At 71.6% G+C, this 13,291-nt stretch carries 12 protein-coding genes and 1 pseudogene; 10 read left to right on the forward strand and 3 right to left on the reverse strand.

The window, feature by feature from the left end; translation table 11 throughout:
• Positions 1-15 precede the first annotated feature (15 nt).
• The 3 genes from ABD832_RS20675 to ABD832_RS20685 are packed head-to-tail and all read left to right on the forward strand — an operon-like array spanning position 16 to position 2,988.
• On the forward strand, positions 16-1,158 hold the full coding sequence (locus ABD832_RS20675) for an acyl-CoA dehydrogenase family protein (protein WP_344897894.1): 1,143 nt from the start codon (positions 16-18) through the stop codon (positions 1,156-1,158).
• Positions 1,155-2,702, forward strand: a complete 1,548-nt coding sequence (locus ABD832_RS20680; protein ID WP_344897897.1) for an amino acid adenylation domain-containing protein — start codon at positions 1,155-1,157, stop codon at positions 2,700-2,702. Before ABD832_RS20675 ends, ABD832_RS20680 begins: the two co-directional genes overlap by 4 nt.
• 13 nt (positions 2,703-2,715) lie before the next feature.
• Positions 2,716-2,988, forward strand: a complete 273-nt coding sequence (locus ABD832_RS20685) for a phosphopantetheine-binding protein (RefSeq protein ID WP_344897900.1) — start codon at positions 2,716-2,718, stop codon at positions 2,986-2,988.
• Positions 2,989-3,084: 96 nt separating this feature from the next.
• Here ABD832_RS20685 and ABD832_RS20690 read toward each other — a convergent pair whose 3' ends face one another.
• The 3 genes and pseudogenes from ABD832_RS20690 to ABD832_RS20700 form a co-directional block, all read right to left on the reverse strand.
• Positions 3,085-3,903: a nucleotide disphospho-sugar-binding domain-containing protein gene (locus ABD832_RS20690; RefSeq protein ID WP_344897902.1), complete on the reverse strand. Its 819-nt coding sequence runs from the start codon at positions 3,901-3,903 to the stop codon at positions 3,085-3,087.
• Between the two features lie 100 nt (positions 3,904-4,003).
• Positions 4,004-4,354, reverse strand: a pseudogene (locus tag ABD832_RS20695) (activator-dependent family glycosyltransferase); the annotation flags it as partial.
• 7 nt (positions 4,355-4,361) lie between these two features.
• Complete coding sequence (locus ABD832_RS20700) at positions 4,362-5,591, reverse strand: acyl-CoA dehydrogenase family protein (RefSeq protein ID WP_344897905.1); 1,230 nt, start codon at positions 5,589-5,591, stop codon at positions 4,362-4,364.
• A gap of 304 nt (positions 5,592-5,895) precedes the next feature.
• Between ABD832_RS20700 and ABD832_RS20705 the strand changes: the two genes are divergently transcribed.
• The 7 genes from ABD832_RS20705 to ABD832_RS20735 all read left to right on the forward strand — a co-directional run bounded on the left by ABD832_RS20705 (position 5,896) and on the right by ABD832_RS20735 (position 13,284).
• Entirely contained in the window at positions 5,896-6,495 is a 600-nt protein-coding gene (locus tag ABD832_RS20705) for a GNAT family N-acetyltransferase (protein ID WP_344897908.1), read from the forward strand.
• A complete protein-coding gene (locus ABD832_RS20710) occupies positions 6,492-6,803 on the forward strand; it encodes a hypothetical protein (protein ID WP_344897911.1) in 312 nt (103 codons plus the stop codon). Before ABD832_RS20705 ends, ABD832_RS20710 begins: the two co-directional genes overlap by 4 nt.
• Before the next feature lie 263 nt (positions 6,804-7,066).
• Positions 7,067-7,642: an LmbU family transcriptional regulator gene (locus ABD832_RS20715; protein ID WP_344898141.1), complete on the forward strand. Its 576-nt coding sequence runs from the start codon at positions 7,067-7,069 to the stop codon at positions 7,640-7,642.
• A 47-nt stretch (positions 7,643-7,689) separates the two neighbouring features.
• Positions 7,690-9,552 (forward strand): fatty acyl-AMP ligase, encoded by a 1,863-nt coding sequence (locus ABD832_RS20720; RefSeq protein WP_344897914.1) that lies wholly within the window; start codon positions 7,690-7,692, stop codon positions 9,550-9,552.
• 31 nt (positions 9,553-9,583) lie between these two features.
• Positions 9,584-10,699 carry a DegT/DnrJ/EryC1/StrS family aminotransferase gene (locus ABD832_RS20725; protein ID WP_344897917.1) on the forward strand — a complete coding sequence of 372 codons (1,116 nt, stop codon included), beginning with the start codon at positions 9,584-9,586 and terminating at the stop codon, positions 10,697-10,699.
• Between the two features lie 23 nt (positions 10,700-10,722).
• Positions 10,723-12,000: an activator-dependent family glycosyltransferase gene (locus ABD832_RS20730; RefSeq protein WP_344897920.1), complete on the forward strand. Its 1,278-nt coding sequence runs from the start codon at positions 10,723-10,725 to the stop codon at positions 11,998-12,000.
• A 27-nt stretch (positions 12,001-12,027) separates the two neighbouring features.
• Positions 12,028-13,284, forward strand: coding sequence for an activator-dependent family glycosyltransferase (locus ABD832_RS20735; protein ID WP_344897922.1), 1,257 nt, complete (start codon positions 12,028-12,030; stop codon positions 13,282-13,284).
• Positions 13,285-13,291: the final 7 nt, after the last annotated feature.

Genomic DNA, 13,291 nt, shown 5'->3' on the forward strand with positions numbered 1-13,291 from the left:
GAAGGGGCACGTCCCATGGAGTTCGGTCTCGGCGGCGCGCGCGGCGAGCGGCGCGACGCGATGTTCGACGGCGCGCGCAAGAGCCTGTACGAGGAGTCCGGCCCGCCGCGGGAGCCGTTCACGCGGGACCGCTGGCGGGCCGCCGCGGAGCTGGGCGCCACCGGCCTGTGCCTGCCCCCCGAGTACGGCGGCGGCGGCCTGGGCGCCCTGGACACCGCACTGTCGCTGGAGGCGTTCTCCCGGGGCGGCGGCGACACCGCCCTGGCGTTCGCGGTCTCGGCGCACCTGCTGGCGTGCTGCGTCGCGATCCGTGACAACGCGGACGAGGACACGCGCGCGGAACTGCTCCCGGGCCTGGCCTCCGGGGCGCTGGTCGCGGCCAACGCCATGACCGAGGACGGGGCGGGCTCCGACGTGAGCAGGCTCGCCACCGTCGCCCGGGCCGACGGCGACCACTACGTGCTCGACGGCGTGAAGTCGTTCGCCAGCAACGCGCCCGCGGCCGACCTGATCGTCACCTACGCCACCGTCGACCCCGCCCTCGGCTTCCTCGGCGTGACCGCCTTCGCGGTCCCCCGCGGCCTGCCGGGCGTCACGGTGAGCGAGCCGATGGCGAAGATGGGCCTGGACGGCTGCCCGGCCGGCCGGGTGGAGTTCTCCGGCTGCCGGGTCCCCGCCCGGTTCAGGCTCGGCGCCGAGGGACGCGGCAGTGCCGTCTTCCAGGGCTCGATGGCCTGGGAGCGGGCCTGCCTGCCCGCCGTCTACCTCGGGATGATGGAGGAGCAGCTCGGCCGCGCCGTGGAGCACGCGCGCGGGCGCCGCCAGTTCGGCCGTGCCCTGGGCGACTTCCAGGCCGTCTCGCACAAGCTGGTCGCGATGAAGCAGCGGCTGGAGAGCGCGCGGCTGCTGCTCTACCGGGCGTGCTGGTCGCTGGACGAGCAGGACGCCGACGCCGCCACCCACGCCGCCCTGTCGAAGATCGCGGTGTCGGAGGCGGCCGTGGCCAACAGCCTGGACGCGATCCAGGTCTTCGGCGCGACCGGCTACCTCGGCTCCGCGGGCGTCGAGCGGCAGCTGCGCGACGCCGTGCCCGGCACGATCTTCTCCGGGACCACGGAGATCCAGCGGGAGCTCGTCGCCAGGGGGCTGGGACTGTGAGCCTGCACCGGCTCCTCATCGACGCCGCCGCCCGTTTCCCGGACAACCTCGCCCTGGCGGGCCCGGCCGGTGAGATGACCTACCGGGAGCTCGACCTGCGCGCCGACGCGCTGGCGCACGTGCTGTCCGGCGAGGGCGTACGCCCCGGGGACCGCGTGGTGATCTGGGAGGGGAAGACACCGCTCGCCGTCGTGGCGATGCAGGCCGTGCTCCGCCTGGGAGCCGCCTACGTGCCGGCCGGGGAGAGCGCGCCCGCGGCCCGGGTGGCCGCCCTGATCCGCGACTGCCGCCCCCGCGTCGTCTGCGCCGACGGCGACCGCCTGACGGCGCTCGAGGCGATCCGGGCGAGCGGCGACGGCGACGGCGACGGCGACGGCGACGGCGACGGTGGCACCGGCATCGGTGGCATCGGCGGCACGGTGGACCTCGACGGGCACCGTGAGCTCCCGGCCGGCCCGCGGCCCGTCCCGGTCGACCGTCAGGTCGCCGACGGCGATCTCGCGTACGTGCTCTACACCTCCGGCTCGACCGGTGTCCCCAAGGGCGTCAGCGTCAGCCACGGCGGTGCCCGCGCCTTCGTGGACTGGGCCGCGGCCGAGCTGGACGCCCGGCCGGGCGACCGGTTCGCCAACCACGCGCCGTTCACCTTCGACCTGTCGGTGCTCGACCTGTACGCGGCCTTCTCCGCCGGGGCGGCGGTCTGCCCGGTCCCGGCCGAGCTGGCCTACGCGCCCGCCCGGATGGTGGAGTTCCTGCACCGCGAGCGCATCAGCGTCTGGTACTCGGTCCCGTCCGCGCTGACCCTGATGATGCGCGACGGGGGCCTGCTGGAGCGGCCCGCGCCGGACGCGCTGCGGGCGGTGCTCTTCGCGGGCGAGCCCTTCCCGATCGCGGGGGTGCGCGACCTGGCGGCCTGGACCGGTGCCCGGCTGCTCAACCTCTACGGCCCGACCGAGACCAACGTCTGCACCTTCCACGAGGTCGTCCCGGACGACCTGGCGCGCGACCGCTCCGTGCCGATCGGCCGCGCGTCCTGCGGCGACGTCGTACGGGTGATGCGGCCCGACGGGCGGGTGGCCGGGGTCGGCGAGGAGGGCGAGCTGGTCGTGGAGGGGCCCACGGTGATGCTCGGCTACTGGGGACACGAGCCGCAGACGGGGCCGTACCGCACCGGGGACATCGTGCGGGTCCTGCCCGGCGGGTCGCTGGACTACCTCGGCCGCCGCGACCAGATGGTGAAGGTGCGCGGCTACCGGGTGGAGCTCGGCGAGGTCGAGGCCGTCCTCGGCAGCCACCCCCAGGTGGCCGGCGTCGCCGTGGTAGTCAGCGGCGAGGGCGCCGACGCGCGGCTGCGCGCGTTCGTGCTGCCCGCGCCGGGTGCCGCGCCGGGCGTGCTGACCCTCAAGCGGCACAGCGCGGAACGGCTGCCGCCCTACATGATCGCCGACGAGATCCGGCTCGTGAGCGAGCTGCCCAGGACCCGCAACGGAAAGATCGACCGGGCCGCCCTGAGCTCCGGGACCACGCCGTACGGCCAGCTGTGAAGGAGACGACCCTATGAGCACCGTCCTGTCCGAGCGGGAGATATCGGATCGGCTGATCGCCTTCATCCGGGAGCGGTTCCTGTCGGGTGACCCCGCCGGGGAGCTCGACGAGGACTCGCCGCTGCTGGAGTGGGGGATCCTCAACTCGCTCAACACCGCGCTGCTGGTGGCCCACATCCGCGACGAGATGGGGATCGACGTGGCGTTCGAGACGATCGACCCGCGGGCCTTCAAGAGCGTCCGCGGCCTGACCTCGGCGCTCCTTCCGCACACGGCCCCGGCCTGACCCCGCGTTCCCGGTCCCCGGCCGTCCTCCGGGGGCCGGGAACGACCGGGAACGGACGGGACACCGCGTCGTCCCGTCCCCCGGAGGACGGTGTTCTCAGCTCGCGACGGTGCCGCGGTGTTCGGCGGTGAGCCGCTCCAGCTCTCCGACGAGCTCGTTGGGGGTGGGCATGGCCTCCATCTCCGCCCGCAGCTTTCCCGCGGCCTCGGCGAAGGAGGGCTCGCCCAGCAGGCGCAGCAGGTGCTCGCGCACCCGCGGGCCGCTGGTGTCACGGCCGTGCAGGACGAGCCCCGCCCCCTGCTCGGCCAGCCGCTCGGCCCGCAGCTCGTCGTCGAACATGAACGGCTCGATGAGCTGCGGGACCCCCTGTCCCGCCATGGTGAGGAACGTGCCGCTGCCGCCGTGGCTGATCACGGCCGAGCAGGTGGGGGCCAGGGCCTGGAGCGGGACGAAGGAGACCAGGCGGACGTTGTCGGGGACGTGGGTCAGCTCGGCCTGCTGCTTCTCCGGCAGCGTGGCCACGAGCTCGATGTCGAGGTCGGCGAGACTGGTCAGGACGTCCTGCACGCTCACCGAGTAGCCGTCCAGGCGTTCGGTGGCGGAGGTGCCCAGGGTGAGGCAGACGCGGGGCTTGGTGGGCGGGACGTGCAGCCAGGGCGGGACGATCGCGGTGCCGTTGTAGGGGATGTAGCGCAGCGGCACGTAGGTGTGCGGCAGGTCCAGCCTCAGCGAGCCCGGGGTCGGGTCGATGGTGAAGTGCCCGCTGGTCATCTCCTCGGAGAAGTCCGTGCCGACCTTGGCGGCGCGGGCGCCCATCCAGGCGGCCATGGCGTCGCGCTCGCCGGGGGCGTGCTCCCGGAGGGCGCGCAGGTAGTGGCCGCGCATCCGGGCGAACAGGTCCAGGCTCCACAGCATCCGGGCGTGCGCGGCCCCGCACGCCTTGGCCGCGATCGCCCCCCGCGTAGGTGACCGGCTCCCAGATCACCAGGTCCGGCTTCCAGTGCCGGCAGAACGCGGTCAGCTCCCCGATCATGGAGTCGTTCACCACCCGGGCCCACCACGGCACGAACTGTGCCCCGTACCCGTTCTTCAGGTACTCCCAGGTGAGCACCTCGGGCCGGTTCTCGGCCGGGTCGTAGGAGGGCGGCCCCGCCGACGGCCCGTCCTTCGTCCGCTCCACCAGCCGGTGCAGGATGTGGTCCGTGCCGACCGGCACGGCGGTCAGGCCCGCGCCGGTGATGACGCCGGTCAGCTCCGGCTGGCTGGCCACCCGGACCTCGTGACCCGCGGTGCGCAGCGCCCACGCCAGCGGCACCATCCCCAGAAAATGGGTCTTCTCCGCGTACGACGTGAAGAGAACGCGCATGACTCCCCTAACCGTTACTGACGGGCCCCAGCGCCTGCGCGCTCAGGTAGTCGACCGCGTCGACGAAGGTGTACGGCTGCATGAAGCCGCCCGCGCGCACGTCGCGGTAGAGCCGCGCCAGCGGGTGGGAGGCGACGAAGGAGGAGCCGCCGATCAGGGTCTGGGCGTCGAAGACGATGGAGGGTGCCATCTGGTTCACCATCATCTTCGCGCACTGGAACGGCGTCATCATGGCCGGCCCGCGCTCCTGCGGGTCGCCGGTGTCGTCGTAGGCGAGCCGGTCGGACGTGGCCAGGGCCGCCGCGACCGCCGACCTCATCGTGAACAGCCGGGCGTCCATCTCGGCCACCAGCGTGCGGGCCGCGGCCGCGCCGGCCGTCCCCCTGCTCAGGATCGTCGAGACGGCGATCTCGCGCGCCGACCGGGCGATGCCCGTGTAGATGCCGAGCATCGTGATGGAGCTCACCGTCTGGCCCGCGAGCATGGCGAGGTCCTGCTCCCCGGCGAGGCCGCGCAGCACCACGTCCTCGGGGGCGATGCGGCAGTTCTCGAACAGGATGTCCACGGTGCCCGAGGCCCGCATGCCGAGCCCGTCCCAGTTGTCCATCACGGTCAGGCCCGGGGTGTCCCGGGTGAGGACCGCCATCGCGTACCGGGAGCGTTCCCCGGGGACGCGCGTCTGCGCGTACACCGCGAAGTCGGTGGCGATGGGCGCCAGGCTCACCAGCGTCTTGCCGCCCGTCAGCAGCCAGCCGCCGTCGTCGTCCGGCGTCAGCGTGGTGAGGCGCCGGTCGCGCGGGATGTCCTTGACGCCGGTGGGGACCACGGAATCGCCGGAGCCCATGCCGCGCAGCAGCCGTTCGGCGAGCGCCCGCGCGTGGGCCGGGCCGGTCCGCCACTCGTAGGTCAGCGTCAGCGCCCGGCTGAGCTGCATGTGCAGGGCGAGCGCCGTGGAGGCGTCGGCCTCGGCGACCTTCAGCAGCGCCAGGGCGACGTCGTGCAGGCGCTCGACGCCCAGCCCGCCGAGCGCGGAGGGCACGGTGGCGCCGAGGACGCCGTCCTTGCGCAGGCCGTCGAAGACGTCATGGGGGAACGTCCCGTTCCTGTCGTTGCCCGGGGCGGCCTCCGCGATCGCCGGCCGGTGCGTCTCGATGAGGCGGAGCAGCTCGCGGCCCTCGGGCGTGATCGGCTCGAGGAGTTCTCCATGCATCGCGGCGTCCTCGGTGTGCACTGTCATCGGCCCATCCCGCTTCCCCTCGTTCGCACGTCGGCCCACTGCCTTCGCATGCACCGTTAACGACTTTTCCGCGCGCGACCGAAGAAAGCAACAGGTAAATTATCCGCGCCCTCGAAAAAGGCCATTCGGATGACCGTCGTAACCGCCGCGAATAACTTGACCCACCGATCACCCGGAACTAGCATCTGTCCCGCTGGCGAGACGGGCCCGTCGCTTTAGCAGTAGGGGACGACCGCCCGGCCGCTTCGAATAAGCCTCCGGGTAATCCCATTCAGCCGCGACGCCGAGTCGAAGGTGGAAGAACGTGCTCTTTCCCCATACCAAGACCAGAAGGACGCTGCTGCGCCACGTCAACCCTCCGGAGGGCGTCACGGCGCACGACCTTCTGCTCAAGGCCGGGCTGAACGACCTGCCCTCGGCCGAGGTGTTCGGCGCGCTGTACACCAAGGAGGTGTCGGCGCAGTTCACCGTGGAGCGACAGGACACCGAGCAGGTCGTGGGGTACGTCTCCTTCCACCACCTGGACCTGTCGGGCCGGCACGTGCGGGCGAGCTTCTTCACCGACCCCGCCACCGCGGGCACCGGCGTCGGCGCCGAGGTCATGCTGCTGACGATCAACTACGCCTTCGCGATGTGGAACGTCAGGAAGATATATTTCTGGACCGCCGAGCCGGATTTCCAGATTCTGCACACGACCTTCGACACTGATCACAAAGAGGCGACTCTTCCCGAGCATCTTTACGACCGGGGCGAGCTGCGGGACGTGCATATCTACGCCGTCTACCGCGAGTATTGGGAGGAGCACGGCGCCGATCTCCTCAATAAGCTCGTGAAGACCCCGCTCGAACGCCGGAACGCGGCGCCCGCCGATTCCGCCGAGATGCCGTCAGGAGAGAAGAGTTGACCGAGATGTTCGTTTCCGAGCAGAAGAAGGACGTGCGCGAGCGCATCGAGCGCGAGGCGCTGAAGATCGTGTTGTTCGGCTCCGACGAACTCGCCATCCCCGAGCTGACCGACCTGGGGGAGATCACCGAGCCCAGCGACCTGGGCAACCTCGACTCCTTCTCCATCATCCTCCTGATCCTCGCCCTGGAGGACGCCTACGGTGTCCCGCTCCTGGACGACATGGCCGGCTTCGGCGGCAAGAACTTCGACGACCTGGCGGACTTCGTCGTCGAGCGGCTCCCCGGGCGCGCCGACGGCCAGGGATAGCGACGGGGCGGGGCACGGTGCCGGTGAGCGGGAAAAACGGCGTTGACCTGGCGCCCGTCACCCTCCCCACACGCCGTCTAGATCTCGTCTAGAACTCTCCCGTGGCCTCTAGGGCAAACTCTCAGCCATCGACGGATCCGTCGAGGCGAAAGGGTGTGACAGACGTGACGACAGACGTGAACGGCTACCCGAGTCTTGCGACCACACATCACGGACAGACCAGACCCGCCCACAACGCGCGAATGGCACTGGACGCACCGGGGATGACCAGGAGAACCGCCCTCTCTCTCCCACCGAACATGTCTCTGACCGCCTGGAGCCGCCTGGGCCGGCAGATCTTCATCATCTCCGACTCGTCCGCCTGGTGGCTGGGCGACTGGCTGATCTACGGCCAGGCGCAGTATCCCGACCGCTACAAGCGGGCGATCGCCGAGACCTCGCTGGACTACCAGACCCTGCGGAACTACGCGTGGGTGGCCCGGCAGTTCAGCCTGTCCCGGCGCCGGGAGAAGCTGAGCTTCCAGCACCACGCGGAGGTGGCCAGCCTGCCCGAGCCGGAGCAGGACATCTGGCTCAACCGCGCGGAGAAGGGTGCCTGGTCCCGGAACGAGCTGCGGCGGCGCATCAAGGCCGAGCGCAACGGCGGGGTCGCCGACGAGGTCACCCACATCCAGATGAACGTCATCGCCGAGCAGAAGAAGCGCTGGCAGGAGGCCGCCGAGAGCACCGAGCAGGACCTGCTCGTGTGGATGGTCTCCAACCTGGACCGTGCGGCGCTGGCGGCCCTGGAGGCCAGGGAGGCCGCCGCCCGGTCGGACGCGCTCCCCCAGTCCGCCTGATCCCCCCGGGCCCCACGAGGGCCTGCCCACCGGACGGAGAAGTCAGCTTGAGCCCCGATCCCGGCGAGCCTTCCGAGGACGTCATCGAGACCGCCGTCGGCACCGTCCGGGGATCGGAACCCCTCCGCCTCCGCTACCTTCCCGACAGCGTCCGCCTCTTCGCCCGGACGGCCGGCTCCTCCCCCGCGATCACCTTCGTGGAGTACGGGATGCGCCGTGACACCGGCCGCCGGGAGAAGAGCGACCGGACGATGGGCTACGCCGAGCTGGACGAGCGGGTCCGTTCGGTCGCGGCGGTCCTGCAACGGCGCTACGAGCCGGGCGACCGGGTGGCGGTGCTCTGCCCGCACGAGCCCGGTTACGTCGTGGCCTTCCTCGCCTGCCTGTACGCGGGTCTCGTCGCGGTGCCGCTGTACGCGCCCGAGGCGCTGCGCAGCAACGAGCGGTTGCGCTCGGTGATGGGGGACTGCGCGCCGCGGTGCGTGCTCACCACCTCCGCGGTGCGCTCCTCCGTCCAGCGGCTGCTGGACGAGATGCGAGGCACCGGCGGCACCGACGACACCGGCGACGCGGACGGCGTCCCGGACCTGGTCTGCGTCGACGAGGTCGCCGCGGACGAGGCCGGGAACTGGCGCAGGCCGCGCATGGCGCCGGACGACGTGGCGTACCTGCAGTACACGTCGGGCTCGACCGGCGCCCCGGCGGGCGTCCGCGTCACGCACCTGAACCTGGCCGTCACCAACCACCAGATCAGGGCGCACTGGCCGTCGTCGGTGATCGCCTCCTGGGTGCCGTTCTTCCACGACTTCGGCCTCGTCTGCGGGATCACCAACCCGCTGGGCGCGGGCGCGCACTCGGTCAACCTCAGCCCGATGGCCTTCGTGCAGGACCCCTACCGCTGGCTGAGGATGATCTCCGACTACCGGGCCGACTGGAGCGTCACGCCGAGCTCCAGCCTGGTGCAGTGCGTGCGGAGGGTGACCGGGGAGCGCAGGAGCGAGCTCGACCTGAGCTCGCTGAGGCTGCTGACGATCGCCGCGGAGCCGGTCTACGCCGAGTCCACCGAGGCGTTCACCTCGGCGTTCGCGGCCGGTGGCCTGTCGCCCACCGCCCCGACCCCCTGCTACGGCCTGGCCGAGGCGACCCTGCCGGTCAGCGCGCCGCCGGTGGGCGAGGGCATGACCGACCGGTGCTTCGACCGCGACGCCCTGGCCGCGGGCGTGGCCCGCGAGCTCCCGCCCGGCAGCCCGAACACCGTGCGCATCGTCTCCTGCGGGACGCCGAGCCTCGGGGTGTCGGTGCGGATCCGGCACCCGGAGGACACCGGAGCGCTGCCGGACGGCCGGGTGGGTGAGATCTGGGTGAGCGGGCCCAACGTGGCCGACGGCTACTGGAACCGGCCCGACCGCTCGGCCGCCGTCTTCGCCAAGCACCTCGTCGAGGCGGACGGCGACCTGCTCCCCGGCCCCTGGCTGCGCACGGGCGACCTCGGCTTCCTGCTCCAGGGTCGCGTGCACGTGGTCGGCAGGGCCAAGGACATGATCATCGTCCGTGGCCGGAACCACTACCCCGACGACATCGAGGCGACCGTGCAGGCCGCGCGGGACAGCGCCTCCAGGGCCGTCGCCGGAACCGCCTCCGAGGGGTCGGCGGCCGCGTTCTCCGCCGCGATCGACGGCGAGGAACGGCTCGTCGTCCTCGTCGAGGCCGATCCCGCGCTCCTGTCGGCCGCAGGGCCGGAGGTGGAGGTGATCCTGCGCGACCTGCGCCAGGAGATCACCCGTCATCACGGCCTGGCCGCGCACGACCTCGTCCTCGTACGGCGCGGCACCCTGCCGCGGACGACCAGTGGGAAGATCCGCCGTGGTGCCTGCCGCGAGCAGTACCTCCGCGGGGAACTCGCCCACTGAGCCGAAGTGGCTTCCCATCCGGAGGTGATGTATGGCCAGGCCCCTTTACGTCTGGGACTATCTGCAGGAGTACGAGAACGAGCGGGAGGACATCCTCGACGCGGTCGACACCGTGTTCCGCTCGGGCCAGCTCGTGCTCGGCCGCGCCGTGCGGGACTTCGAGGCGGACTTCGCCTCCTACCACGGCGTCTCCCACTGCGTGGGCGTGGACAACGGGACGAACGCGATCGTGCTGGCCCTGCAGGCGCTGGGCGTCGGGCCGGGCGACGAGGTGATCACCGTGTCGAACACGGCGGCGCCCACGGTCGTGGCCATCGACGCCACCGGCGCCACCCCGGTCTTCGTCGACGTGCACGAGGACACCTACCTCATGGACGTCGGGCAGGTGGAGGCGGCGGTCACCGAGCGGACCCGCTGCCTGCTGCCGGTGCACCTGTACGGCCAGTGCGTCGACATGGAGCCGCTGCGGGAGATCGCCGACCGGCACGACCTGGTGATCCTGGAGGACTGCGCGCAGGCGCACGCGGCCCGCCACCACGGCCGGATCGCGGGCTCGATGGGCGAGGCCGCCGCGTTCTCCTTCTACCCGACCAAGGTGCTGGGGACCTACGGCGACGGCGGGGCGACGATCACCTCTGACCCGCAGGTGGACGCGGCGCTGCGGCAGCTGCGCTACTACGGCATGAAGGAGCGCTACTACGTCGAACGGACGCCGGGGCACAACAGCCGGCTGGACGAGGTGCACGCCGAGATCCTGCGCCGCAAGCTGACCCGGCTGGACGGCTACGTCGCGGCCCGCAGGGCCGTGGCCGCGCGCTACGCCGAGGCGCTGGCCGGCACCGACGTCGTCGTGCCCGCGGTCGCCCCGGGCAACGAGCACTCGTACTACGTCTACGTGGTCCGCCACCCGCGGCGGGACGACATCATCGAGGCGCTCAAGGCCCACGGCGTGTCGCTCAACATCAGCTATCCGTGGCCGGTGCACACGATGTCGGGGTTCGCGAAGCTCGGGTACCGCACCGGGAGCCTGCCCGTCACCGAGGCGGCGGCCAAGGAGATCTTCTCGCTGCCGATGTACCCGTCGCTGACCGAGAGCGACCAGACGATGGTGGTCGAGTCGCTGCTCAAGGTGCTGGCGGCCCTGTGACGGAGCGCGGGAGGAGCCGTCCCATGCGGGTGCTGTTCGTCAGCCACGCGGAGAAGACGCATTTCCTGGGGATGGTGCCGCTGGCGTGGGCGCTGCGCACCGCGGGTCACGAGGTCCGGGTGGCCAGCCAGCCGGAGCTGACCGGCGTCATCACCGGCGCGGGCCTGACCGCCGTGCCGGTGGGCGGCGACCACATGCTGCAGCAGCTGATCACGCACGCCAACGGTCTCGATCCGGACGGGCCGCCGCCGTTCGACATGGCGGAGAACCGGCCGGAGAGGCTGACCTGGGAGTACCTGCGCCGGGGGTACCACGACGAGCTGGTGCCGTGGTGGTGGCGGGTGGTGAACGACCCGATGATCGGGGAGCTGACCGCGTTCTGCCGGCACTGGAGGCCGGACCTGGTGATCTGGGAACCGGCCACCTACGCGGGTGCTCTCGCGGCCAAGGCGTGCGGGGCCGCGCACGCCCGGATGCTGTGGAGCCTGGACCTGTTCGCCCGGATGCGCGGCCACTACCTGCGGGTTCGTCAGGAGCAGGCCCCGCACGAGCGCGACGCGCTGGCCGAGTGGCTCGGGGCCCGCGGCGCCAAGGCCGGCGTGGCCTTCTCCGAGGACATGACGACCGGGCAGTTCACGATCGACCACACGCCCACCTCGCTGAGGCTGGACCTGCCGCACACCTACGTGCCGCTGCGCTACGTCCCCTACAACGGCACCGCGGTCGTCCCCTCCTGGTTGCACACCCCGCCGTCGGCGCCGTCGAGGCCCCGCGTCTGCCTCACCCTGGGCACCTCCGCCACCGAACGCCTGGACGGCTACTCCGTCGACGTCCAGGACATCGTCACCCACCTCGGCGACCTCGACATCGAGGTGGTCGCCACCCTCCCGGAGAAACAGCAGGCCGAACTCAGCCACGTCCCCGGCAACGTCCGCCTGGTCTCCTTCGTCCCGCTGCACGCCCTGGCCCCCACCTGCTCGGCCGTGATCGACCACGGCGGACCGGGCACGGTGTTCACGGTGGCCTCCCACGGCGTGCCGCAGCTCATGATCCCGAAGCTGTTCGACGAGCCGGTGCTGGCCGAGAACCTGGCCGCGCGAGGCGCCGGGCTGGTCCTGCACGCGGGCGACGCCGACGGCCCGCGGGTGCGCGAGCACCTGCTGCGCCTGCTGGGCGAGCCCTCCTTCGCCGAGGCCGCAGGACGGTTGCAGGCGGAGATGGAGGCCATGCCCACCCCCAACGAGCTCGTCGGAGAGCTGGAGAGGCTCACCGCCGAACACCGCGGCACCGTCGTGAGCTGAGCGGCGCGGCCACAGGAAGGAAAGACCATGCGGGTCCTGTTCACGTCGTACGCCGAGAAGAGCCATTTCCTGGGGATGGTGCCGCTGGCGTGGGCACTGCGCAACGCCGGTCACGAGGTCCGGGTGGCCAGCCAGCCCGAGCTGACCGACGTCATCACCGGCGCCGGCCTCACCGCCGTCCCCGTCGGCACGAACCACGGTCTGGGCAGGCTCCTGCAGCTCGCCAAGGACACCGGCCAGGAGAAGGATTTCGACATGGCCGAGGACCGGCCCGAGATGCTCACCTGGCAGCAGATCAAGGCCGGCTACCAGGGGCACGTCATGTGGTGGTGCCGGGTGGTGAACGACCCGATGATCGGGGAGCTGACCGAGTACTGCCGTCAGTGGAAGCCGGATCTGGTGATCTGGGAGCCTTTGACCTACGCGGGCTCGATCGCGGCCACCGCCAGCGGTGCCGCGCACGCCCGCTTCATGTGGGGGCTCGACCTGACCGCGCAGATGCGCGGCCACTACCTGCGGGCCCGCCAGGAGCAGGGCGTCAGCACCGACGCGCTCGCCCAGTGGCTGGGGCTGCGCGCCAAGCGCTGGAACGTCCCGTTCTCCGAGGAGATGACGACCGGGCACTTCACCATCGACTACACGCCCACCTCACTGAGGCTGGACCTGCCGCACACCTACGTGCCGCTGCGCTACATCCCCTACAACGGCACCGCCGTCGTCCCGCCCTGGCTGCACACCCCGCCCACCAAACCCCGCGTCTGCCTCACCCTGGGCACCTCCGCCACCGAACGCCTGGATGGCTACTCCCTCGACGTCCAGGACATCATCACCCACCTCGGCGACCTCGACATCGAAGTGGTCGCCACCCTCCCGGAAAAACAACAGGCCGAACTCAGCCACGTCCCCGGCAACGTCCGCCTGGTCTCCTTCGTCCCCCTGCACGTCCTGGCCCCCACCTGCTCGGCCATGATCCACCACGGCGGCGGAGGATCCTTCTCCACCAGCGTCGTCAACGCCGTCCCCCAGCTCATCCTCGCCGACATGTTCGACGCCCCCCTCAAAGGCCGCCTCCTCGCCCACCAAGGCGCCGGCCTCACCCTGCACAGCAGCCAGGCCACCGGACCCCGCGTCCGCGAACACCTCCTGCGCCTGCTGAACGAACCCTCCTTCACCCAAGCCGCCCAGAAACTCCGCCAGGAAACCCTCGCCACCCCCGGCCCCAACCAGCTCGTCCCCGAACTGGAACGACTCACCGCCCAGCACCGCGCCGGCACCGCACACTGAACGACGC

Origin of the sequence: Streptosporangium longisporum (assembly GCF_039534895.1) — a bacterium.
Lineage (GTDB): Bacteria > Actinomycetota > Actinomycetes > Streptosporangiales > Streptosporangiaceae > Streptosporangium > Streptosporangium longisporum.